General features: G+C 52.3%; 16 protein-coding genes and 1 pseudogene. 9 read left to right on the top strand and 8 right to left on the bottom strand.

Annotation, left to right across the window (positions count from 1 at the left end):
- The first annotated feature begins 412 nt into the window (after positions 1-412).
- The 4 genes from gudP (at position 413) to ACFK9X_RS19260 (ending at position 5,689) form a co-directional block, all read left to right on the top strand.
- Positions 413-1,771 carry a galactarate/glucarate/glycerate transporter GudP gene (gene gudP, locus ACFK9X_RS19275; RefSeq protein WP_151117388.1) on the top strand — a complete coding sequence of 453 codons (1,359 nt, stop codon included), beginning with the start codon at positions 413-415 and terminating at the stop codon, positions 1,769-1,771.
- Entirely contained in the window at positions 1,768-3,108 is a 1,341-nt protein-coding gene (locus ACFK9X_RS19270) for an enolase C-terminal domain-like protein (RefSeq protein ID WP_000211806.1), read from the top strand. The genes gudP and ACFK9X_RS19270 overlap by 4 nt, the downstream gene beginning before the upstream one ends.
- Before the next feature lie 20 nt (positions 3,109-3,128).
- On the top strand, positions 3,129-4,469 hold the full coding sequence (gene gudD, locus ACFK9X_RS19265) for a glucarate dehydratase (protein WP_000107113.1): 1,341 nt from the start codon (positions 3,129-3,131) through the stop codon (positions 4,467-4,469).
- A 77-nt stretch (positions 4,470-4,546) separates the two neighbouring features.
- Positions 4,547-5,689: a glycerate kinase gene (locus tag ACFK9X_RS19260; protein WP_151117387.1), complete on the top strand. Its 1,143-nt coding sequence runs from the start codon at positions 4,547-4,549 to the stop codon at positions 5,687-5,689.
- A 43-nt stretch (positions 5,690-5,732) separates the two neighbouring features.
- On the opposite strand, the gene barA is transcribed toward ACFK9X_RS19260, so the two are convergent.
- Entirely contained in the window at positions 5,733-8,489 is a 2,757-nt protein-coding gene (gene barA / locus ACFK9X_RS19255) for a two-component sensor histidine kinase BarA (protein WP_000186400.1), read from the bottom strand.
- A gap of 57 nt (positions 8,490-8,546) precedes the next feature.
- Between barA and rlmD the strand changes: the two genes are divergently transcribed.
- Together rlmD and relA are read left to right on the top strand one after the other, a co-directional pair.
- A complete protein-coding gene (rlmD, locus tag ACFK9X_RS19250; RefSeq protein ID WP_151117385.1) occupies positions 8,547-9,842 on the top strand; it encodes a 23S rRNA (uracil(1939)-C(5))-methyltransferase RlmD in 1,296 nt (431 codons plus the stop codon).
- A gap of 51 nt (positions 9,843-9,893) precedes the next feature.
- Positions 9,894-12,128: a GTP diphosphokinase gene (gene relA / locus ACFK9X_RS19245; RefSeq protein WP_000226842.1), complete on the top strand. Its 2,235-nt coding sequence runs from the start codon at positions 9,894-9,896 to the stop codon at positions 12,126-12,128.
- Between the two features lie 349 nt (positions 12,129-12,477).
- Here relA and ACFK9X_RS19240 read toward each other — a convergent pair whose 3' ends face one another.
- The 7 genes and pseudogenes from ACFK9X_RS19240 to ACFK9X_RS19210 form a co-directional block, all read right to left on the bottom strand.
- Positions 12,478-13,509: a hypothetical protein gene (locus tag ACFK9X_RS19240; protein WP_001072353.1), complete on the bottom strand. Its 1,032-nt coding sequence runs from the start codon at positions 13,507-13,509 to the stop codon at positions 12,478-12,480.
- 54 nt (positions 13,510-13,563) lie between these two features.
- On the bottom strand, positions 13,564-14,100 hold the full coding sequence (locus ACFK9X_RS19235; RefSeq protein WP_080110666.1) for a fimbrial protein: 537 nt from the start codon (positions 14,098-14,100) through the stop codon (positions 13,564-13,566).
- Positions 14,097-14,567: a fimbrial protein gene (locus ACFK9X_RS19230; RefSeq protein WP_000832396.1), complete on the bottom strand. Its 471-nt coding sequence runs from the start codon at positions 14,565-14,567 to the stop codon at positions 14,097-14,099. The genes ACFK9X_RS19235 and ACFK9X_RS19230 overlap by 4 nt, the downstream gene beginning before the upstream one ends.
- Positions 14,568-14,581: 14 nt before the next feature.
- On the bottom strand, positions 14,582-15,088 hold the full coding sequence (locus ACFK9X_RS19225; protein WP_000178258.1) for a fimbrial protein: 507 nt from the start codon (positions 15,086-15,088) through the stop codon (positions 14,582-14,584).
- A 19-nt stretch (positions 15,089-15,107) separates the two neighbouring features.
- Complete coding sequence (locus ACFK9X_RS19220; protein WP_001044459.1) at positions 15,108-15,881, bottom strand: fimbria/pilus periplasmic chaperone; 774 nt, start codon at positions 15,879-15,881, stop codon at positions 15,108-15,110.
- A gap of 12 nt (positions 15,882-15,893) precedes the next feature.
- Positions 15,894-18,591: pseudogene (locus tag ACFK9X_RS19215) on the bottom strand (fimbrial biogenesis outer membrane usher protein).
- Positions 18,592-18,673: 82 nt separating this feature from the next.
- Positions 18,674-19,261 (bottom strand): fimbrial protein, encoded by a 588-nt coding sequence (locus ACFK9X_RS19210; protein WP_151117383.1) that lies wholly within the window; start codon positions 19,259-19,261, stop codon positions 18,674-18,676.
- Positions 19,262-19,867: 606 nt separating this feature from the next.
- Between ACFK9X_RS19210 and mazG the strand changes: the two genes are divergently transcribed.
- The 3 genes from mazG (at position 19,868) to eno (ending at position 23,914) form a co-directional block, all read left to right on the top strand.
- Positions 19,868-20,668, top strand: a complete 801-nt coding sequence (gene mazG, locus ACFK9X_RS19205; RefSeq protein ID WP_151117381.1) for a nucleoside triphosphate pyrophosphohydrolase — start codon at positions 19,868-19,870, stop codon at positions 20,666-20,668.
- 227 nt (positions 20,669-20,895) lie between these two features.
- Positions 20,896-22,533: a glutamine hydrolyzing CTP synthase gene (gene pyrG / locus ACFK9X_RS19200; protein ID WP_000210863.1), complete on the top strand. Its 1,638-nt coding sequence runs from the start codon at positions 20,896-20,898 to the stop codon at positions 22,531-22,533.
- 82 nt (positions 22,534-22,615) lie between these two features.
- Complete coding sequence (gene eno, locus ACFK9X_RS19195) at positions 22,616-23,914, top strand: phosphopyruvate hydratase (RefSeq protein ID WP_000036734.1); 1,299 nt, start codon at positions 22,616-22,618, stop codon at positions 23,912-23,914.
- The last annotated feature ends 78 nt before the right edge of the window (positions 23,915-23,992 follow it).

Here is a 23,992-nt window from a genome sequence, read left to right as displayed (position 1 = left end):
CCTGTATACAGTGTAAAGTAACTGAATCGTGTTAGCTTTGGGCATATGCCCGCAAAAGCGGCAGTTTTTTACGGGCGTTTTCATGTAATCAAGCGACCTGTTTCACATTCTTCTCTTTTTATTCCTCCTGCGTCGACGCCTGGCGCCTTCTGATTTCATTTCCGTGAAGTGGCTTCCACTGTCCTGGGCTTTTGCCATAAACAGGCGTAATTCATCGCCAAAATACTGTGTTGTTGCACGGTGAGTGTGTGTGGCGCGCTTTTTATACTTCTCCTGCCAGTGAATAAAAGCATGCAGCGTGCAAAGCAAACGACCTAATAAAAGCTGCAACAAGGAAACGTTATCTCTGATTCCCTACCGGTTGTGCAGTTCAGAGTGAGCGTAGCTAACGCGAAATTTCAGGAGTGCAACAATGAGTTCATTAAGTCACGCGGCGAGCAGTGCGGAGAAACGCACGAACGCCCGCTACTGGATAGTGGTGATGCTGTTTATCGTCACATCCTTCAACTACGGCGACCGCGCCACATTGTCCATTGCCGGCTCAGAAATGGCCAAAGATATCGGCCTTGATCCGGTAGGCATGGGCTATGTTTTTTCTGCTTTTTCATGGGCCTATGTTATCGGGCAGATCCCGGGCGGCTGGCTGCTGGACCGCTTTGGTTCCAAACGCGTCTATTTCTGGTCTATTTTCATTTGGTCAGTCTTCACCCTGTTGCAGGGTTTTGTCGATATCTTTAGTGGTTTCGGCATTATTGTCGCCCTCTTTACGCTTCGTTTCCTGGTTGGTCTGGCGGAATCGCCTTCTTTCCCGGGTAACAGTCGCATCGTTGCAGCCTGGTTCCCGGCGCAGGAGAGGGGAACGGCGGTGGCCATATTTAACTCCGCGCAATACTTTGCCACGGTTATTTTCGCGCCGATTATGGGCTGGCTGACGCACGAAGTGGGCTGGTCGCATGTCTTCTTCTTTATGGGCGGGTTAGGGATCATCATCAGCTTTATCTGGTTGAAAGTTATCCATGAACCAAATAACCATCCGGGCGTAAATAAGAAAGAGTTGGAGTACATCGCAGAAGGCGGCGCGCTGATCAATATGGATCAGAAAGACACCAAAGCGAAAGTACCGTTTAGCGTCAAATGGGGCCAGATCAAACAGCTGCTGGACTCTCGTATGATGATTGGCGTTTACATCGGTCAGTACTGTATTAACGCATTGACCTATTTCTTTATTACCTGGTTCCCGGTCTATTTGGTCCAGGCGCGCGGCATGTCGATTCTCAAAGCGGGCTTTGTCGCCTCGGTTCCTGCGGTCTGCGGCTTTATCGGCGGCGTGTTGGGCGGCATCATTTCCGACTGGCTGATGCGTCGTACTGGCTCCCTGAATATCGCGCGCAAGACGCCGATTGTGCTGGGGATGTTGCTGTCAATGGTTATGGTGTTCTGTAACTATGTGAACGTGGAATGGATGATCATCGGCTTTATGGCGTTGGCCTTCTTCGGTAAAGGTATCGGCGCGTTGGGCTGGGCAGTAATGGCGGATACCGCGCCGAAAGAGATCAGCGGTCTTTCCGGCGGCTTGTTTAATATGTTCGGCAATATCTCCGGTATTGTGACGCCAATCGCGATTGGTTACATCGTTGGCACCACCGGTTCCTTCAACGGCGCGTTGATCTATGTCGGCGTACATGCCCTGGTGGCCATCATCAGCTATCTGGTGCTGGTAGGCGATATTAAGCGTATTGAACTGAAACCTGTCGCAGGACAATTATCATGACAACGCAATCCAGTCCCGTTATTACGGACATGAAGGTCATTCCGGTTGCCGGACATGACAGTATGCTACTCAACATCGGCGGCGCGCATAACGCGTACTTCACCCGTAACATCGTCGTCCTCACCGATAACGCCGGGCATACTGGCGTCGGCGAGGCGCCGGGCGGAGAAGTGATTTATCAGACGCTGGTCGATGCTATTCCGATGGTATTAGGCCAGGAAGTCGCCCGCCTGAACAAAGTGGTGCAGCAGGTGCATAAAGGCAACCAGGCCGCTGATTTTGACACCTTTGGCAAAGGCGCATGGACGTTTGAACTGCGGGTTAACGCGGTGGCGGCTTTGGAAGCGGCGCTGCTTGATCTACTGGGACAGGCGCTTAATGTGCCGGTCTGTGAACTGTTAGGGCCAGGTAAACAGCGCGATGCCGTCACCGTGTTGGGCTATCTCTTCTATATTGGCGATCGCACTAAAACCGATCTGCCGTATCTGGAAAGCACGCCGGGCAGTCATGAATGGTATCGTCTGCGCCATCAGGAAGCGCTGAACAGCGACGCGGTCGTGCGGCTGGCGGAAGCGTCTCAGGATCGCTACGGCTTTAAAGATTTTAAACTCAAGGGCGGCGTGCTGCCGGGCGAACAAGAGATTGATACTGTTCGCGCGCTAAAAAAACGCTTCCCGGACGCGCGTATTACCGTGGATCCGAACGGCGCCTGGCTACTGGATGAAGCCATTGCGTTGTGCAAAGGGCTGAATGATGTACTGACCTACGCGGAAGATCCGTGCGGCGCGGAGCAAGGATTCTCTGGTCGTGAAGTCATGGCGGAGTTCCGCCGCGCGACAGGACTGCCGGTGGCGACCAATATGATTGCCACCAACTGGCGTGAAATGGGACACGCGGTGATGCTCAACGCGGTAGATATTCCTCTTGCCGACCCGCATTTCTGGACCCTCACCGGCGCCGTTCGCGTGGCGCAACTGTGCGATGACTGGGGGCTAACCTGGGGCTGCCATTCGAATAACCATTTTGATATTTCACTGGCGATGTTTACCCATGTCGGCGCGGCGGCGCCAGGCAAACCCACCGCTATTGATACGCACTGGATCTGGCAGGAGGGCGATTGCCGCCTGACTAAAAATCCGCTGGAAATTAAAAACGGCAAAATTGCCGTTCCGGATGCGCCAGGACTGGGCGTGGAGCTTGACTGGGAACAGGTGCGAAAAGCGCATGACGCGTATAAAAAGCTGCCAGGCGGCGCGCGTAATGATGCAGGCCCGATGCAATACCTGATCCCCGGCTGGACTTTTGACCGCAAACGCCCTGTTTTTGGTCGTCACTAATTCTGAATAAGGACACAGTTATGAGTACTCAATTTACGACGCCTGTAGTCACTGAAATGCAGGTTATCCCGGTTGCGGGTCATGACAGTATGCTGATGAACCTGAGCGGCGCGCACGCCCCGTTCTTCACGCGCAACATCGTCATTATTAAAGATAACTCCGGCCATACCGGGGTCGGCGAGATTCCGGGCGGCGAAAAAATTCGCAAAACGCTGGAAGATGCGATCCCACTGGTGGTGGGAAAAACGCTGGGTGAATATAAAAATGTCCTGACCGCCGTTCGCAACCAGTTTGCCGATCGCGATGCGGGCGGACGCGGTTTACAAACATTCGATCTCCGTACCACTATCCATGTGGTGACGGGCATTGAAGCGGCAATGCTTGACCTTTTGGGCCAACATCTGGGCGTCAACGTCGCTTCGCTGTTAGGCGACGGTCAGCAGCGCAGCGAAGTCGAAATGCTGGGTTATCTGTTCTTTGTCGGCAATCGCAAGGCTACGCCGCTGCCGTATCAAAGCCAGCCGGATGAGCAATGCGACTGGTATCGTCTGCGCCATGAAGAGGCGATGACGCCGGAAACGGTAGTGCGTCTGGCGGAAGCCGCCTATGAAAAATACGGCTTCAACGACTTCAAACTGAAAGGCGGCGTGCTGGCGGGCGAAGAAGAGGCCGAGTCAATCGTGGCGCTGGCGAAACGTTTCCCACAAGCGCGCGTCACGCTCGATCCAAACGGTGCCTGGTCGCTGAACGAAGCGATCAGCATTGGTAAATACCTGAAAGGTTCTCTGGCCTATGCAGAAGATCCGTGCGGCGCGGAGCAGGGTTTTTCCGGACGTGAAGTGATGGCGGAATTCCGTCGCGCGACCGGATTACCGACGGCCACCAATATGATAGCGACCGACTGGCGTCAAATGGGGCATACGCTGTCGCTGCAATCCGTCGATATCCCGCTGGCGGACCCGCACTTCTGGACTATGCAAGGCTCTGTACGCGTGGCGCAAATGTGTCATGAGTTCGGTCTGACCTGGGGCTCGCACTCTAACAACCACTTTGATATTTCGTTGGCGATGTTTACCCATGTTGCCGCGGCGGCGCCGGGCAAGATCACCGCGATCGATACCCACTGGATCTGGCAGGAAGGCAACCAACGTCTGACTAAAGAACCGTTTGAAATTAAAGGCGGCATGGTGCAAGTACCGACCAAACCGGGTCTGGGCGTTGAGCTCGATATGGATCAGGTGATGAAAGCGCATGAGCTCTATCAAAAACATGGCTTAGGCGCGCGTGACGACGCGATGGGAATGCAGTACTTAATTCCTGGCTGGACGTTTGATAATAAGCGTCCTTGCATGGTGCGTTAAGTCAGAGCCGGTTCCGTAAGGAACCGGTTCTTCTCTGGGTGTATGCTTAACAGGATCAACATGCGTAAGGACGACTTATGAAAATAGTGATCGCACCAGACTCGTATAAGGAAAGTTTGAGTGCTCTTGAGGTAGCGACCGCCATTGAACAAGGATTTCGCGAGATCTGGCCTGACGCCGATTACCTGAAATTGCCGCTGGCTGATGGCGGAGAAGGTACTGTCGAAGCGATGGTTGAAGCGACGGCGGGTCGAATCGTGCATGTTGAGGTCACCGGGCCGTTGGGGCATCGCGTCAATGCGTTTTATGGGCTTTCCGGCGATGCGCGTTCCGCGTTCATTGAAATGGCGGCCGCCAGCGGGCTGGAGCAGGTGCCGCCCGCGCAACGCGATCCGTTGAAGACCACATCATGGGGAACCGGCGAGCTGATCCGTCATGCGCTGGATGCGGGCGTTGAGCATATCATTATTGGTATCGGCGGTAGCGCCACCAACGATGGCGGCGCGGGGATGGTACAGGCGCTGGGTGCCAGGCTACGGGATGCGCAGGGCAATGATATTGCGCAAGGCGGCATTGGGCTGGAAACACTCGCCAGCATTGATATCAGCGGCCTGGATAAGCGTTTGTCGGCGTGCCATATAGAGGTCGCCTGCGATGTCACGAATCCCCTTACCGGCAAAGAGGGCGCGTCTGCGGTTTTTGGTCCGCAAAAAGGGGCGACGCCGGAAATGATTGAACGCCTGGATACGGCATTGACTCGCTATGCGCATTTGATTGCCCGCGCTCTGCATGTCGATGTGTTGGATCTGGCAGGCGGCGGAGCGGCAGGCGGCATGGGGGCGGCGTTATACGCGTTTTGCGGCGCGCAGCTACGGCGTGGCATTGAGATTGTCACCGATGCGCTTCATCTGGAAGCGTGTCTTGCGGATGCTGATTTAGTCATCACCGGCGAGGGACGCATCGACAGCCAGACCATTCACGGTAAAGTCCCTATTGGCGTGGCAAACATCGCCAAACGGTATAACAAGCCGGTAATTGGTATAGCGGGTAGCCTGACGGCGGACGTTGGCGTGGTTCATGAACATGGGCTTGATGCCGTTTTCAGCGTGATTTATACCATCTGCACGCTGGAGGACGCGCTGAAGAATGCGAGTGAAAACGTACGAATGACCGCGCGCAACGTGGCTGCAACGCTGAAAGCGGGGCAACAGTTACGCTGAGTTATAGGCCGGATAAGGCGGTCACGCCTCCATCCGGCGAATATCAGCCTAATATCTTCTTCGCTTCACGCGCGACATTATCCATCTCATCCAGCAGCTCCAGAAACTCAGGCTCCAGCTCCTCTTCGTGGACGCCGCTGCGAAGCTGTTGCTCAATAAGCTGGCAAAGGTTCTTCATCCGCGGTACGCCGCTATAGCCGCAGCTCCCGTGTAGCTTATGGACCAGATCGACCAGGCCGTTGGGATTTTCTCCCACCAGTTGTTCTTCAATTTTGTTGCGCACTTCCGGCAGAAAATCAATCAGCATTTGCAGCATATCCCGCGCCAGATCGGGCTTACCGGCAGCCTGGCGGAGCGCAAGCTGCCAGTCGAGCGTTGCATTCGGATTGAAGATAAATTCAGCTGGTTCCGGCGCCATCAGACGCGCTGCTACGTTGGCGCCAGGTTTATAGCGCAGCAACAGATTATGCAACTTCTCTTCTTCTATCGGTTTAGCCAGATAGTCGTTCATGCCCGCGCTGAGCAACTTCTCTTTTTGCCCGGCCATCGCATGTGCCGTAACGGCAATAACCGGTGTTTGCTGCTGATGAGGAAGCTGGTGAATCAATTCGCAGGCGCGTATGCCGTCCATATCCGGCATCTGAATATCCATCAAAATCAGATCAAACTGCATTTGTTTCGCCCGATCCACCGCCTGATGTCCGCTATCACAAAGCTCTACGTGCTGGACTTTATCTTCCAGTAACGCGCCGATAAGCTTCAGATTAGCGGGATTATCATCAACCGCCATAACCGTCATGGTGATTTTACTGGTATCCATTAGCAGCGGTTCAGGATGGTGATTCAACTGGCAATATTCCGTCAGCGCTGGCAACAGGCGCGTTGACGTCAATGGTTTTAACAGACAGGCCGCCGCGCCTCCTTGTTTCAGCTTTTCGGCGTTAATTTGCGCATGGCAAGGTAGCGCCAGCAGTAGAAAGTCCGTCATTGACGCTGCTTTCGCCAGACGTTCATGCTGCATGGTGAGCGGCTCGCGGAAGGTCACCGGAACGCTCAAAATCATAATATCGTAGTGCGCTAACGGCAGCGCGGAGAAGGTCGGGCTGTAAACCACTTCCACCGGCGTGTCGCTCAGCAGATCCAGGGTACATTGCGCGGCGGTAGCATTCGGTTCGACATAAGCCAGCCGTTTCCCGGCCAGACACGCGGTCGACGGCCCGTCAATAATGACATTTGGGTTAAGATCAAGATTAATATGAAACCAGAAGGTCGAGCCGCGATTAGGCTGGCTGTGGAAAGAGATATCCCCGCCCATTTCGTTGACCAGCTTTTGCGTAATCACCAGCCCAAGCCCGGTGCCGCCGTGACGGCGAGAAATACTGGCATCGGCCTGGCGAAACGCCTGAAACAGTCGCGACTGGTCGCGCTCCGGAATGCCGATCCCCGTATCGCGGATCTGCACTTCAATCTGTACTTTGGTGTTACTGAGCGCCCGCTTTTCTACCAGAATATCGATATTGCCACTCTCGGTGAACTTAATGGCATTACCCACCAGATTAGTAATGACCTGTTGCAGGCGCAGCGGGTCGCCAATCACATTATCCGGGACGTCGTTTTTAATATTTAACGTCAACTCCAGCCCTTTATCATGCGACGAGTGGGCCAGCAGCGTAACCACTTCATCCAGCGTATTACGCAGTGGAAAAGGGATACTTTCCAGAATGAGTTTACCGGCTTCCAGCTTGGAGAAGTCGAGCACGTCATTAATGATCGCCAGCAGATTATTCGCAGAACGCTCAATGGTGTTCAGATGGTCACGCTGGGTGGGGTTCAGCTCCGTTTTTAATGTCAGGCGGGTAAAGCCAATGACGCCGTTCAGCGGCGTTCGCAGTTCGTGCGACATGTTCGCCAGGAACTCCGACTTAATACGCGCCGCTTCCTGGGCGCGCTTTTTCGCCAGATCCAGCTCAACGTTTTGGATTTCCATCTGCTCAAGGGTTTCACGCAGGTCTGAAGTGGCCTGATCGATATTATGCTGCATCTCTTCGTGATAGGCGGCAAGCGACATCGCCATGGAATTAATGCCGTTTTTCAGCATATCCAGTTCGCCCAGCATAAATCCTTCCACACGGCTATCCAGTTGTCCGCGGCGAATGCGGTCAACGGTATTCACCATATTACGGATAGGCCCGGTGACATCGCGCATAAGCCGCCAGCCAAAGATCAGCGCAATGCCAATACAAAAAAGCATCATCACGCTGGAGATAAAAATCTCTTTGTATTGCTGTAGCCTGACCGACTTGAGATCCAGTTCAAGCGCCACATACCCCAGCATATTTTTGGTATTTTTCGCGTCAGCAATCGCTGACTCGTCCGGCGAATAGCTCTCCGAGATAATTGGGGTGCGCAGAATCATAATATCGCCGTGGCGATCAACGCTCAGACGACGTGGAAACGGCGCTCCGGCGGGAAGCTGCATCTGTGAGGGGTCCAGATGGAAATTAGACGTTACAAACAGACGGTTATGATCGTCATAAACGGAAATCGCCCGCACAATATCAGAGTGTCTGCGGTGCAGGACGCTGATAAGTTGGCCGATAGACTCCCGGTTTTGTAAGTTCATACCATATTCGCTGGAGACGGCGAGCGGTTCAATAATACTGGCGCCGGCATCTTCCAGTTGACGCTGCAGGTCGTTATAGCGGTGCACTACAAAAAAGATACTGAGCAGCAAACCTATCAGGACGGTCGGGGCCAGGATCAGAATCATCATGCGTGCGCGCAGGCTGTAGTTGGTCATGGAGTTCCGTTATGGGACAATTAGGGTCACACTGTTAAATTGAGAAAAAGCTGGTCGATGGCGCAATTCTACTCTGCAAAACGGCGCGTGACGACGCGTCAGATCATAACCGTTAAAGTCAATGACCTCGATTCATTTGGTCAGGGCGTAGCCCGTCATAACGGAAAGGCGCTGTTTATCCCCGGTTTATTGCCTGAGGAAAGCGCAGAAGTCATTATTACAGAAGATAAAAAGCAATTTGCCCGCGCACGCGTTTCGCGCCGTTTGAATGATAGCCCGGAACGAGAAACGCCGCGCTGCCCGCATTTTGGCGTCTGCGGCGGTTGTCAGCAGCAGCATGTCAGCATCGCCCTGCAACAACGTAGCAAAAGCGCGGCGCTGGTGCGTTTGATGAAACACGAGGTGAATGACATCATCGCCGGCGCGCCCTGGGGTTATCGGCGTCGTGCGCGGTTAAGTCTGAATTGCCCGCCGGATAAACCGCTGCAAATGGGATTTCGCAAAGCGGGTTCCAGCGATATCGTCAATGTCGAACAGTGCCCCGTTTTGGCGCCCCAGCTTGAAGCATTGCTGCCCCGAATCAGGGCGTGTCTGGCGAGTTTACACGGCACCCGACATCTTGGGCATGTTGAGCTGGTACAGGCGGGAAGCGGTACGCTGATGATTCTGCGCCATACCGCGCCATTAAGTGCGGCGGATAAAGAAAAACTGGAACGCTTTTCGCATTCTGAGGGATTGTCTCTGTTTCTGGCGCCGTTTAGCGAGATACTGGAAACGGTATCTGGCGAGGCGCCCTGGTATGATTCGCACGGCTTACGTTTAGCCTTCAGTCCGCGAGACTTTATTCAGGTTAATGAGGCGGTAAACCAGCAAATGGTCGCCCGCGCGCTGGAGTGGCTTGATGTGCGCGCCGAGGATCGTGTCCTGGATCTGTTCTGCGGAATGGGGAATTTTACGCTGCCGCTGGCAACGCGCGCGGCAAGCGTGGTAGGGGTTGAGGGCGTTCCGGCGCTGGTAGAAAAAGGCCGTGAAAACGCCATCCGCAATGGTTTACATAATGTGACATTCTTCCATGAGAACCTGGAGGAAGATGTCACGAAGCAGCCGTGGGCGAAAAACGGCTTTGACAAAGTCTTACTCGATCCTGCGCGTGCGGGGGCTACAGGAGTGATGCGACATATTATAAAATTAAAACCTATTCGCATTGTTTATGTATCCTGTAACCCGGCGACGCTGGCGCGCGATAGTGAAGCGCTGGTCAATGCGGGATATGAGGTTACGCGTTTAGCGATGCTCGACATGTTCCCGCACACAGGACATCTGGAATCAATGGTTCTGTTCGAGCGCATGTAATGATTACCGGCTTACCGACTTCGGTAGGCCTGGTCCCTTAAGGAGAGGACGATGGTCGCGGTAAGAAGTGCACATATTAATAAAGCTGGTGAATTTGATCCGAAGAAGTGGATCGCAAGCCTGGGAATTTCCAGCCAGCAGTCGTGTGAGCGCTTAGCCGAAACCTGGGCGTATTGCCTGCAACAGACACAAGGACATCCGGATGCGGATCTGTTGCTGTGGCGTGGCGTGGAGATGGTAGAAATTCTTTCCACGCTGAGTATGGATATCGACACGCTGCGGGCGGCGCTACTGTTCCCTCTGGCCGACGCCAACGTAGTCAGCGAAGATGTACTGCGCGAAAGCGTCGGCAAATCTATCGTTACCCTGATTCATGGCGTGCGCGATATGGCGGCGATCCGCCAGTTAAACGCCACTCATAACGACTCTGTTTCTTCGGAGCAGGTTGATAACGTCCGTCGAATGTTATTGGCGATGGTGGATGATTTCCGCTGCGTGGTGATCAAACTGGCCGAGCGAATCGCTCATTTGCGCGAAGTGAAAGAGGCGCCGGAAGATGAGCGCGTGCTGGCGGCGAAAGAATGTACCAACATCTATGCGCCGCTCGCTAATCGTCTGGGCATCGGGCAACTGAAGTGGGAACTGGAAGACTACTGTTTCCGCTACCTGCATCCGGCGGAATACAAACGCATCGCCAAACTGCTGCATGAGCGCCGTCTCGATCGCGAACATTACATCGAAGAGTTTGTTGGACATCTGCGCGCCGAAATGAAAAACGAAGGCGTGCAGGCGGAAGTCTACGGACGACCAAAACATATTTATAGCATCTGGCGCAAAATGCAGAAAAAGCATCTGGCGTTTGATGAACTCTTTGACGTGCGCGCCGTGCGTATCGTCGCTGAACGTCTGCAAGACTGCTACGCCGCGTTGGGGATAGTGCATACGCACTATCGCCACCTGCCGGATGAATTCGATGATTATGTCGCTAACCCGAAACCGAACGGTTACCAGTCTATCCACACCGTGGTCCTGGGGCCGGGCGGTAAAACCGTTGAGATCCAGATCCGTACCAAACAGATGCATGAAGACGCCGAACTGGGCGTGGCGGCACACTGGAAGTATAAAGAAGGCGCCGCGTCCGGCGGCGTGCGTTCCGGTCATGAAGACAGAATTGCGTGGCTGCGTAAGCTGATCGCCTGGCAGGAAGAGATGGCCGACTCCGGCGAAATGCTGGATGAAGTGCGCAGCCAGGTGTTTGACGATCGGGTCTACGTTTTTACGCCAAAAGGCGACGTGGTTGACTTGCCTGCCGGATCTACGCCGCTCGATTTTGCTTACCACATCCACAGCGATGTCGGGCATCGCTGCATCGGCGCGAAAATTGGTGGGCGTATTGTGCCATTCACCTATCAGTTGCAGATGGGCGATCAGGTTGAAATTATCACTCAGAAGCAGCCGAATCCCAGCCGCGACTGGCTGAATCCAAACCTGGGCTATGTGACGACCAGCCGCGGACGCTCGAAAATTCACGCCTGGTTCCGCAAGCAGGATCGTGACAAAAATATCCAGGCTGGACGGCAGATCCTCGACGATGAGCTGGCGCATTTGGGGATTAGCCTGAAAGAGGCCGAGAAACATCTGCTGCCGCGCTACAACTTTAATGAGCTGGAAGAGTTGCTGGCGGCGATAGGCGGCGGCGATATCCGTCTTAATCAGATGGTGAATTTCCTGCAATCGCAGTTCAATAAGCCGAGTGCGGAGGAGCAGGATGCAGCGGCGCTGAAACAGCTTCAGCAAAAAACATACGCGCCGCAAAATCGTCGTAAAGACGACGGGCGCGTGGTGGTGGAAGGGGTTGGTAACCTGATGCACCACATTGCCCGCTGCTGCCAGCCGATTCCTGGCGATGAAATTGTCGGCTTCATTACTCAGGGGCGGGGAATTTCCGTGCACCGGGCCGACTGCGAACAGCTGGCGGAACTGCGCTCCCATGCGCCGGAGCGGATCGTAGAGGCGGTATGGGGCGAAAGCTATTCGGCGGGATATTCGCTGGTGGTGCGCGTCCAGGCCAACGATCGCAGCGGCTTGCTACGTGATATCACCACCATTCTGGCTAACGAAAAAGTCAACGTGCTGGGCGTCGCCAGCCGCAGCGATATTAAACAGCAGATCGCCACCATTGATATGACCATCGAGATCTACAACCTGCAGGTGCTGGGCCGGGTGCTCGGTAAGCTGAACCAGGTGCCGGATGTGATTGATGCACGGCGACTGCACGGGGGGTAAAGTGAAACGTTATTATCTACAAAGTAGTCTGATATATCTACCCGTTATACTTTACGTTGCTTGTGTGTTTGCATGGCCCGGCTCTCCGGGCCTCGCCCTAAAGGGCCGCCGTAAGTGGCGTTCACATCGGCCTTGCCAATTTGTCCTCGCTCCCCCCAGTCACTGACCAGCGTAAGCCCCGGGGATTGATGGGGGACATCCTTGTCCCCCACCGCAGGCAGCCTTCGGCTGTTCAAATTCGTATCAGACGAATTTGTCACTGCGTCGCCGCCTGCCTGCAACTCGAATTATTTAGGGTATATGAGTATAAAAGTATGCAATCGTAAACTCAGATCTATTAAGAAAAATACTATTGCCAGGGCAAAATAACTGTCACGCTGCAATTAGTATCAACGTTTATTCGTTCCCAGTTGCCGATTATTCTTCCCAGTTCGCCATTGTTGCATGCCCCCATATCACCATTCCTACATTGATAATCTACATTTGTTTTAATCCTGCTATCAGCACAAACTACATTGATCGTGCTATTTTCCAATGTATAATCGAATCCTTCACCCCACGTGACATTTTTCTCCTTATACATCAAATAAATTTTCCCTAGTTCTATATTTTCTGCCTTATCGTTATAATGAAGTTCATTATAATTTAACACGGAGTTCTTATCCAAAGACGCAGTTATGAAACCAATCGGCGATGCAACCGTATAAGTTGAATTGTTATTCGTAAAAACAGAACCTGTCCCAGAATGATATTTGTATTGACCGCATCCAGGTACCGTAAAAATAAACCCGGGATCATATAGTGGTGGCATTGTTATGTTAGAAATAACACCCGTATTAGGGGTTGGTGTTATTGCGCCTGTATTAATTACTACTGCACCACCAATCGCCATACCCTGAAAGCCACTGCCATCCATCGGGATCTCTGTTATATATCTCATTGTTCCTGTAGCATATAATTTACTTTCGATAATTGACATGCCATTATCTGTCCTTACAGGTACAGCTTTGTCTGTGTCATAACCAGTAACAAAGCATGTTATGCCGTAATAACCAGGAAAATTACCATTGAGTAATGTACACTGGGCATCTGTATTAACTTTGACATCTGCTGTTGTATATAAATTAACTGTTATGCCACCAATAAACATAGATATGAGACTTCCATTAAGCAGGGTTGCCTCATATTTTGCTGGAATAACAGTGCTATCATGCGGCCAGCTTTTGCATTGTGAGAATTCAGCCTGTTGAGCCTGAGGTAGTACTAAATAATTTGTTGAGTCACGTATTACTAATGGTTCAATCATTACATTTTGGTTAATGGCCTGAGTTATCCCAGGATATGCAATTATACTTAGAAAAAATAATACTTTTTGATTCATTTAAATTTCCATTATTTAAATAAAATATTAGAAATGAGTATATAACTTGAGAAGTTACTGATATTCAAAACTCACTGTTGCGCTACCCGAAAATTCCCCCGGCATAACCTCTTCACCAGCGTATTTTTGCAGCCTGGCCTGCAAGTTGATGGTGGTAATCCCTTCTTTCAGCACAAAAGCTGTACCCACTGTTGCATTGATACTCACTGGTTGCTGTGCAGCCGTTTCCACGCCAATCGCAAAACCACTGGCCTCCGACGAGGGCTCCAGCGCCAGCAGTCCGGGCAGGGTACTGTCTTCAATGCCCTGAAAGGTCACCAGCACGCCGTTGGCTAGCGCTGTTTTGCAATCCTGGAGGCTAAGTGTGAATGGAACAGGAGTCGTTTGCCCGCTGGCGTCGAAATTGTCACTGCCAATAGTATGAAAATCCACCGTCGCCATCGTGTCATTATCCACTACCAGGTTACAGGCGCCGGCAACCAGCTTACCGCTGTAGTGCACATTAGGCGTGGCGGCAGGTAGCGTATTGCAAACCGCCCATAACATTACGCCTCCGATCAAATGCCCGGCAGTTTGAAAAATACGGTTCATTGGTAATCCACCTGTAACGTGGCAAAAGCCTCAAAATCGCCTTCGGCAGGCTCTTTACCTGGCTGTTTTACCGGCACGGCTTTTAGTGTGGGAAGCGATGATTCATCGATGGTTAGCGACGTGCCGGGAGGAAACACCGTGCCGTTCTGCTGAAGTTCAATGCCCAGCTCAGGGACATTGGTGGTTAAGGCATTTGCGGAGTAAGGCGTCGCCGTGCCCAGATAGCTCAACGTAAAAGTTAATGCGTCATCGCGAAAGCTGCTGTCGCAGGTAAGGGTCCACGGGATCTCGGTCAGGTAATTGACGCCGTCAATATTATCAATAATCACGCTACCAAAACTGACCTCCAGCGTTTCACCATTATTGATAGTACAGGCGGGCGGGTTTATCAGTTTGCCGTGAAAGGTCAAATTGTCGGCGCAGGCAAACTGGGTGATTAAAAGCGTCAGGATAAGCACCCTTTTCACTATGAATCTCTCCATCACTGGTAATCCACGACTAACGTCGCACTGGCGTTAAAATCGCCACCGGCTAACTGCGTGGTGGGCTCTTTAACCGGTACGGCTTCCAGCTCCGGCCCATTGCTGCCGCTCAGGGTGAAGTTCAGCCAATCCGTTATACCAACCGGAACCAGTTGCTTATTGCCCGCCTGCTGAATACGGATGCCTAACCCCTGCACCGAAGTTTGCAGAACCTGCTCCCCGCTGATGGTGGTAGTGGTCCCCTGAATTTGTAGCTTCAGATAGTCGCTCGCTCTGCCATCGCAGTTCAGGCTGTAGCCCACAGGTTTCGTTTGAGAAGCATCGCCAACTTTGGTGGTCAGGACATCGCCAAACTCTACGGAAGCGCCGCCTATCGTACAGGGCGGTGGTTGAGTGACGACCAGATGCAGCTCCAGTTGCACGGTTTTTGTGCCGGCAGCCTCGGTGCCGGTAACGAATCCACCGCACAGCAGCACCAGTATTTTCCAGCGAGTCAACATCGTCATGGATCTCTTTCGCACAGGATTACTTATTCGCTTTCTTCTCAGCGTCACGGGTTTTTTCCTCATTGACCTTGCAGGTATTCCCTGAGCAGGTAAAAACCAGCAGGCGATGGCCGCCGTAATCATCGACGTAGCCCACCACCGGCGAGCTGCCGAGCGAGGCACCTTTGATGGGAGAGGTCACTTTTTCACGCGGGGCAATCAGCAGGTTTTTAAAGCCGGAGGCGGTCTCGTTCTCTTTGCTACCGGCATTGCTGATGACGAGGTAAAACGGTGTGGGGTTGTCGAAGATCACACCATCGCCCTGGTAGGTCAGCGTGAGCTTCGTCTGCCACGGGTGCGTCTTATCCACCTGCCGGGCGACGGCTACCGGGCGGTAGAAAAACTTAATACGCGTTTGCAGCGCCAGCTGGAGCGTATTAGGCTTATCGCTTTTCGGCGGAATTTCCCGCACGTTGAAATAAAACAGACTTTCCCGGTCCTGCGGTAGGCTAGCCGCGGCTGGTAACGGCTGGACTTTAACCTGCCCGTCGGATTTTGGCTCAATACGCTGCAGCGGCGGCAGGGCGGTAAAATAGCGGGTATCTTTGGCGAACTTATCGTCTTCCAGCCACGCCTGTGCGAGGTAGGGCAGAGTGGCGTTGCCGTTTTTCAGCGTGACGGTGATTGAATTTTCATTGCCGTTAAAAATAACGCGGGTACGATCCGGCACAATCGCGCTGTGCGATACCAGCGGCGCAGCCAGTAATACCGAAGCGATAAGCGCCTGGCGCTTAAAATGGTTGGTCTTGTTCATTACAGGTTCCCTTTATTCCATATCCTTGCGATTCACCGCATGGTTGTCAGCCAGCGGTATGGGCGGGGTTTGAGTGGTTGTCGCCACCGGCGCGGCCGGTTGGCCATCGGTTTGCGTATGTTCCTGGATTAGCGGTTGCGCAGGCAGCGGAGAACTTTTCTGCGGTGCGGTGGGGGGCTGACCTTCCAGCATTTTGCACGGCAGCAATAGCGCGTTGGCCAATAGCTCCGGTGTAAACGTGGGCGGGAGTGATGCTTCACACTGCGCCGCGCCATCCCAGAAGACTTTCAATGTTTCCCCGGCTTTTACGCCCGCCAGCCAGGCGTTGCCGCCATCGGCCACCAGGCCCAACTGCTGCTGGCGCTCGTTTTTCACTTCGGCGCCGAACGGTGGGAAGTCGCCGTCTGCCAGCCGGAAAACCGCCATCATTTTCTCGCCGCTGACCACGTCAAAGTGACGGTAGCCGATGGCGCCTTCGGTGAGCGTGATCTGCACAACCGACTTAGTAGCTTCCGCCTTCTCCGGCAATTTGTTCAGATCGATACGCGCCAGGCTGCGCGAATAGCTTCCGACATCCGCAATCACGGCCTTGCCGAAAATGTTGGTTGAGGTTGGCGAGCCGCTACCGCTAACGGGGACGTCCGCAATACCGTCGGTATCAACCAGCAAACGTGTGCTGCCCGCTAAACTTCCCCGGTGTAGCGCGCCGCCCTGGGTGGTCAGCGTCATGCCGCCGCGCAGCGACATGCCCAGCGAACGGTACGATCCTTCTTCATAATCCGCGCTCAGATCGATGTCCGTCAGCGCGCCCTGATGGCTGTAATAACCGTCTGCCTGTGCGCCTTGTTCATCCTGCCCGACGTGAAGCTGCCAGTTATCGCCGTTCTGGCTGTGGCCGGAATAGCCGAGCTGATTACGGTGTTGACTACCGTTAAACGTACCGTTGTAGCTGATGGAATCATTGCCCCAGGGAACAGACAGCGAGATATAGACGCCATCATCTTTATCACCGTTATATTCGCTGCGATAGCCGTTCAGCGACGCACTGAGATTTTTTATCGACCCTAAGTCGAAGTACCAGGAAAGAGACAGGTTATAGTTACTCTGATCCGGGCTGTCCCAGAAGGTACTGCGTGAGTAGCTGAAATAGGCGCTCATGCCTTGTTCACGGAAGTTCTGGTTATAGGTGACCGTATAGCGTTCTTTTTCGTGACCGGCATTGAGATGATGATAGGTTTTCGCATCCAGATAGTCGCTCATGCTCATAAAGTTCTTTTCTGAGAAGCGGTATCCGGCAAAGGTTAGTCGGCTGTCGATTTCATCAAAGTCACGGGAGTAGCTGATGCGATATGAGTTACCCTGCAGCGTTTCGCCGTCAAACCCGTCGTCTTGCGGCATGTGGGCGATGGAGTGCGTAATGTCCACCGCCACCGCGCCCACCACGCCAAGATCCTTACCGCTTCCCAGCGCCACGGCCTGATAGTTGCTTTCTCCAATTGCGCCGCCATATAGCGACCAGCCGTTGGTGACCCCCCACGAAGCTTCCGCCGAGGCGAATGTGCCGGTAATGGGGTGATGATCCCAGTCCTGCGGGCGGCCCAGCGCCATCTTGTAGCGCACCATGCCGGGGCGCGTCAGGAAGGGAACCGATGCGGTGTTAACGTCAAACTCCTGGGTCTGACCGTTCTGCTCTTCCACGGTGACGTGCAACGTACCGGAAACGGACTGGTTGAGATCCTGAATACGGAACGGTCCTGCGGGCACCTGCGTTTCATACAGTACGCGCCCCTGCCAGGAGACTTTGACTTTTGCGTTAGAACGCGCAATGCCCACGATCTCCGGCGCATAGCCGCGCAGTTTCGGCGGCAGCATCTGATCGTCAGAAACGACGCTGGCACCGATATAGTTAAAGCTGTCGAAAACATCGGACTGGAGATAGCTTTCGCCCAGCGTAAGTTTGGCCCCGAGCGTCGGTAGTGCGCGATAGGCGTAGTAGCGGCTCCAGCTCTGATCGTGGAGGGGGGGAAGTGTTCTCGTCATCGTCACGATGGTCGTAGCTGGCCTGCCAGTCGGCCCGCAGTCGCCATGCGCCCAGGTTCGCGCCTAACGTCCCGTTGCCGCTGATGCTTTGCTCTTCGCTGCCACTTTCTTGATCGTGGCGGAGCTGATTATTAATGTTGTAATCCAGAATGATGCCGGGAATACCATTATCCCAGCGGGCGGGCGGGTCCCAGTCGACATCGCTGTATTCCATATACGCCTGGGGTAAATTCACCAGCAGCGTGGAGTGCCCCAGGTCGGCCTGAAAATCCATGCCTTTCAGTGAATCTGGCGCCAGACATTGTCGTTCACCGTGCGTTATCCAGACGAGTTTTTCCGCGAGTTCCGGTTTTATACCCAATTGCGTAACTAATTCTGGTTCTGCGCAAACCTCGCTTCCTTGTGGATCATGTTCTGGTATAACCCAGTTAACAGGAAATTCCTGCGGCAGAGTCTGTCCGTTAATTTTAATTTGTAAGAGGTAGACGCCTGGCAGAATAAAACCCTTACGAGAAAACTGTGCAATGTTAACGTTATCGCGATTTTTTACATCGAGGAAATCGGTATTAAATTCGATGTCTTTGCCTGACGCGCTATAAGGGGAGGCGCTTAGAAGCATTCCCACTCCGCACGCTATTGGGCAAAGAACACTTTTCCATGTGTTATTCATCAAATATATTCCGCAATAAAACTCAACAGGAATACCCTACCTAAAGCGGCAGGGTATTATCGTCGTGACTCTGTTAACTGAATTACAGGTAAGAGATAGTGACGTTGGCGGCGCTGCTGAATTCACCTGTGCCTACGGTGCCGGTTGCTGCGCCAACCAGCCAGGCGGTGAAATTCAGGCTTTGCTTCTCATCAATAATGGTATCTCCGTCCAGGTCCGCAATGGCCTGTGTATAGGTATCGCCCAGTTTGATATTGTTTTTGCCAGCATCGCCGATTGCCAGGCTTACGTTGCTAATAGCGCCGGTGCCGTCAGTCTTCATCAGCGCGAGATTATCCGTGGCGCCTGTAGCCGCTGTGGTTCCACTACCTGTAGTGAATACCACATTCATATTTTTCTCGGTAGCCCAGGTACAACCCTCAAGATCGATATGAAAAGTACGGGCATTGTTGATGGTCGTTTTACCATTACTCAGCGTGCCATTACCGATACTTGAGCCCATATTGACTGTTTGATCTTCCGTATCCAATGTGAGAGAGCAGGGGGAGTCAACAATATTACCAAGGAAAGTGACCTTTGCTGTGTTGCTACCCGCGGCTTGAGCGCCGGAGACAATTCCCATAACTAAAGATGCAGTTACTGCCAGTTTACAAAAATGAGATGACTTCATCGTGTTATCCTTAATTAACGTGTTTTATGGCAGCATTTTGTACGCGTATACCAAGGGATATGCGGCATAGAGCCATGCTGCGGGCTTTGGGTAAAAAATAGGTCATAATAAAAATATTATATTTCTACATTTTTATGAGTATATTCTTATGAGCTGAATGATCGTACCTGCTCATTGAATATTATATGTAATACTTTCAATATATTTATTTCATGTATGTTCCAGAAAAAACAAAAAAAGTGGTCTTTTTTGAATATTAAACTGGCGTGCATGCTACTCGTTTTTCCGTAAAAGTGAAATAATTTATTTTTTTGAAAGGGAAGGCTCTTTGGGTGGGGTACTTATAGTGTTTGCATAATTTTTTTTACTTAATTGATGTTATTTATAATGCCTTGTGCAAATATCTGTTTTTTTAATAAATTAGTTATATGATTATTATATTGTTGTGTATCGATTAATAATTTTAAAGTTATACGGGAAAGGTAGCATTCAACACCTGTTAACAATATATTTTATTATATAGGCGTTGTCGTAGTGTCTCTGTGCGTGAATGGTTAAGAATAATACGTTACAATTGTCGCTGGTATTTACAACCGATTAAAAACCATGACAACTAACCATCAAATTGACCATCTTCTCACCCTCATGCAGCGCTTGCGTGACCCGGAAAACGGCTGCCCGTGGGATAAAGAGCAGACCTTCGCCAGCATCGCGCCTTATACGCTGGAAGAAACCTATGAAGTACTGGATGCGATTGCGCGTGAGGATTTTGACGATTTGCGCGGCGAACTGGGCGACCTGTTGTTCCAGGTGGTGTTTTACGCGCAGATGGCGCAGGAAGAAGGCCGCTTCGATTTTAATGATATCTGCGCTGCCATCAGCGACAAGCTGGAGCGCCGCCATCCGCATGTTTTCGGCGAGCTTTCCGCGGATAATAGCGAAGAAGTCTTAGCTCGCTGGGAGCAAATCAAAACGGAAGAGCGCGCGCAAAAAGCGCAGCATTCCGCGCTGGACGATATTCCGCGCAGCTTACCGGCCTTAATGCGCGCGCAAAAAATCCAGAAACGGTGTTCAAACGTGGGCTTTGACTGGACGACGCTGGGACCGGTCGTCGATAAGGTCTATGAAGAGATCGATGAGGTGATGTTCGAGGCGCGGCAGGCGGTTGTTGATCAGGCTAAACTGGAAGAGGAAATGGGCGATTTGCTCTTTGCCACGGTCAACATGGCGCGTCATTTAGGTACGAAAGCGGAGCTCGCTTTGCAAAAAGCGAACGATAAATTTGAACGTCGTTTTCGCGAAGTTGAACGTATTGTCGCAGCCAGAGGCCTGGAAATGACCGGGGTGGACCTGGAAACAATGGAAGAAGTTTGGCAGGAAGTAAAACGCCAGGAAATTGATCTCTAAAGGTTTTAGGCGGTCAAGAGCGATTTGTGTGATTTTTTAAATAACAAGCGCTTGATTTACGTCAAAAACATTTACCTCAAAGGGGCTATTTTCTCCCTCCCTGTGTGAATGTCAGCCTGACGAAGAGGAGGAATAATGAAAGTTTGTGGCGTAGGTCATGTTCGGGTATACTGCTTTCCCGTCCTGGTTATTCCATCGTCTTTTAAACCTAACTTCTCAGGTTCCGCATGACAACGAACTATATTTTTGTGACCGGCGGGGTCGTATCCTCTCTGGGTAAAGGCATTGCCGCAGCCTCCCTCGCAGCCATTCTGGAAGCCCGTGGTCTCAACGTGACCATCATGAAACTGGATCCGTACATCAACGTCGATCCGGGTACTATGAGCCCAATCCAACACGGGGAAGTGTTCGTTACTGAAGACGGCGCTGAAACCGACCTGGACCTGGGGCACTACGAGCGTTTCATCCGCACCAAGATGTCTCGCCGCAACAACTTCACGACTGGCCGTATCTACTCCGACGTTCTGCGTAAAGAACGCCGTGGCGACTATCTGGGCGCAACCGTACAGGTAATCCCTCACATCACTAACGCGATTAAAGAGCGCGTGCTGGAAGGCGGCGAAGGCCACGATGTGGTACTGGTGGAAATCGGCGGTACCGTCGGTGATATCGAATCGCTGCCGTTTCTTGAGGCGATTCGTCAATTGGCGGTAGATATCGGTCGTGAACACGCGCTGTTTATGCACCTGACGCTGGTACCTTACCTGGCGGCTGCGGGCGAAGTGAAAACTAAACCGACTCAGCACTCCGTGAAAGAGCTGCTGTCTATCGGTATTCAGCCCGATATTCTGATTTGTCGTTCTGATCGCGCGGTTCCTGCCAACGAGCGTGCAAAAATTGCATTGTTCTGTAATGTGCCGGAAAAAGCCGTTATTTCAATGAAAGATGTCGATTCCATTTATAAAATTCCAGGCCTGTTGAAATCTCAGGGGCTTGATGATTATATTTGTAAACGATTCAGCTTGAACTGTCCGGAAGCTAACCTGTCTGAATGGGAACAGGTCATTTACGAAGAAGCGAACCCGGCAGGCGAAGTGACTATCGGCATGGTCGGCAAATATATTGAACTGCCGGATGCCTATAAGTCGGTGATCGAAGCGCTGAAACACGGTGGTCTGAAAAACCGCGTTACCGTCAATATCAAATTGATCGATTCGCAAGATGTTGAAACGCGCGGCGTCGAAATTCTGAAAGATTTGGACGCTATCCTGATCCCCGGCGGCTTCGGCTATCGTGGCGTTGAAGGTAAAATCGCCACTGCGCGCTATGCGCGTGAAAACAATATTCCTTATCTGGGCATTTGCCTGGGGATGCAGGTTGCGTTGATTGAGTTCGCTCGTAACGTGGCCGGCATGGACAACGCCAACTCAACGGAATTTGTGCCAGACTGTAAGTACCCGGTTGTGGCGTTAATTACCGAGTGGCGCGATGAAGACGGTAACGTTGAAGTCCGTAGCGAGAAGAGCGATCTGGGTGGCACCATGCGCCTGGGCGCGCAGCAGTGCCAGCTTAGCGATGACAGTCTGGTACGTCAGTTGTACGGCGCGTCGACGATTGTTGAACGTCATCGCCATCGTTACGAAGTCAACAATATGTTGTTGAAACAAATTGAAGCAGCGGGTCTGCGTGTCGCAGGCCGTTCCGGTGATGATCAGTTAGTCGAGATCATTGAGGTACCGAATCATCCGTGGTTCGTGGCCTGTCAGTTCCATCCGGAATTTACTTCCACGCCGCGTGATGGACATCCGTTGTTCGCTGGCTTTGTTAAAGCCGCCAACGAGCATCAGAAACGTCAGGCGAAGTAAAAAAGTTAGAACGGCGGTGCACCCTCAGCGGTGCACCGTTTGTCTGAAGTTTTAGTTTAACTAGTGACTTGAGGAAAACCTAATGTCCAAAATCGTTAAAGTCATCGGTCGTGAAATCATCGACTCCCGTGGTAACCCGACTGTTGAAGCTGAAGTACACCTGGAAGGTGGTTTCGTAGGTATGGCGGCGGCTCCGTCAGGTGCTTCTACTGGTTCCCGCGAAGCGCTGGAACTGCGCGATGGCGACAAATCCCGTTTCCTGGGTAAAGGCGTAACCAAAGCTGTTGGCGCGGTTAACGGCCCGATCGCTCAGGCTATTCTTGGCAAAGACGCTAAAGACCAGGCTGGCATCGACAAAATCATGATCGACCTGGACGGTACTGAAAACAAATCTAACTTCGGTGCAAACGCCATTCTGGCTGTCTCTCTGGCTAACGCCAAAGCTGCTGCTGCCGCTAAAGGTATGCCGCTGTACGAGCACATTGCTGAACTGAACGGCACGCCGGGCAAATACTCCATGCCGGTTCCGATGATGAACATCATCAACGGCGGCGAGCACGCTGACAACAACGTCGACATCCAGGAATTCATGATCCAGCCGGTTGGCGCGAAAACGGTTAAAGAAGCCATCCGTATGGGTTCTGAAGTTTTCCATCACCTGGCAAAAGTGCTGAAAGGCAAAGGCATGAACACCGCTGTGGGTGACGAAGGCGGCTATGCGCCGAACCTGGGCTCCAACGCGGAAGCACTGGCTGTTATCGCTGAAGCGGTTAAAGCGGCTGGTTACGAGCTGGGTAAAGACATCACCCTGGCGATGGACTGCGCAGCATCTGAATTCTACAAAGACGGTAAATACGTTCTGGCTGGCGAAGGCAACAAAGCGTTCACCTCCGAAGAATTCACCCACTTCCTGGAAGAACTGACCAAACAGTACCCGATCGTTTCCATCGAAGATGGTCTGGACGAGTCTGACTGGGACGGTTTTGCATACCAGACCAAAGTACTGGGCGACAAAATCCAGCTGGTTGGTGACGACCTGTTCGTAACCAACACCAAAATCCTGAAAGAAGGCATCGAGAAAGGCATCGCTAACTCCATCCTGATCAAATTCAACCAGATCGGTTCTCTGACCGAAACTCTGGCTGCAATCAAGATGGCGAAAGACGCTGGCTACACTGCTGTCATCTCTCACCGTTCTGGCGAAACTGAAGACGCTACCATCGCTGACCTGGCTGTTGGTACCGCTGCAGGCCAGATCAAAACCGGTTCTATGAGCCGTTCTGACCGCGTTGCTAAATACAACCAGCTGATTCGTATCGAAGAAGCTCTGGGCGAAAAAGCACCGTACAACGGTCGTAAAGAGATCAAAGGCCAGGCGTAATCCTGCTTTTAGCTCTTAACGTAAAAACCCGCTTCGGCGGGTTTTTTTGTATCTGTACAATAGCGCAGCCGCTGTGCA

The organism is Salmonella sp. WC3 (assembly GCF_042932255.1).
In the GTDB taxonomy this organism is placed as follows: domain Bacteria; phylum Pseudomonadota; class Gammaproteobacteria; order Enterobacterales; family Enterobacteriaceae; genus Salmonella; species Salmonella enterica.
This window is presented reverse-complemented; position numbering and strand designations above follow the sequence as displayed.

Excerpts from the sequence above, each read along its gene's own strand:
- ACFK9X_RS19235 (WP_080110666.1), bottom strand. The coding sequence starts at position 14,100 with ATGAACCGTATTTTTCAAACTGCCGGGCATTTGATCGGAGGCGTAATG.
- ACFK9X_RS19225 (WP_000178258.1), bottom strand. The coding sequence starts at position 15,088 with ATGACGATGTTGACTCGCTGGAAAATACTGGTGCTGCTGTGCGGTGGA.
- ACFK9X_RS19240 (WP_001072353.1), bottom strand. The coding sequence starts at position 13,509 with ATGAATCAAAAAGTATTATTTTTTCTAAGTATAATTGCATATCCTGGG.
- ACFK9X_RS19270 (WP_000211806.1), top strand. The coding sequence starts at position 1,768 with ATGACAACGCAATCCAGTCCCGTTATTACGGACATGAAGGTCATTCCG.
- pyrG (WP_000210863.1), top strand. The coding sequence starts at position 20,896 with ATGACAACGAACTATATTTTTGTGACCGGCGGGGTCGTATCCTCTCTG.
- relA (WP_000226842.1), top strand. The coding sequence starts at position 9,894 with ATGGTCGCGGTAAGAAGTGCACATATTAATAAAGCTGGTGAATTTGAT.
- eno (WP_000036734.1), top strand. The coding sequence starts at position 22,616 with ATGTCCAAAATCGTTAAAGTCATCGGTCGTGAAATCATCGACTCCCGT.
- ACFK9X_RS19220 (WP_001044459.1), bottom strand. The coding sequence starts at position 15,881 with ATGAACAAGACCAACCATTTTAAGCGCCAGGCGCTTATCGCTTCGGTA.
- rlmD (WP_151117385.1), top strand. The coding sequence starts at position 8,547 with ATGGCGCAATTCTACTCTGCAAAACGGCGCGTGACGACGCGTCAGATC.
- ACFK9X_RS19210 (WP_151117383.1), bottom strand. The coding sequence starts at position 19,261 with ATGAAGTCATCTCATTTTTGTAAACTGGCAGTAACTGCATCTTTAGTT.
- mazG (WP_151117381.1), top strand. The coding sequence starts at position 19,868 with ATGACAACTAACCATCAAATTGACCATCTTCTCACCCTCATGCAGCGC.
- ACFK9X_RS19260 (WP_151117387.1), top strand. The coding sequence starts at position 4,547 with ATGAAAATAGTGATCGCACCAGACTCGTATAAGGAAAGTTTGAGTGCT.
- gudP (WP_151117388.1), top strand. The coding sequence starts at position 413 with ATGAGTTCATTAAGTCACGCGGCGAGCAGTGCGGAGAAACGCACGAAC.
- barA (WP_000186400.1), bottom strand. The coding sequence starts at position 8,489 with ATGACCAACTACAGCCTGCGCGCACGCATGATGATTCTGATCCTGGCC.
- gudD (WP_000107113.1), top strand. The coding sequence starts at position 3,129 with ATGAGTACTCAATTTACGACGCCTGTAGTCACTGAAATGCAGGTTATC.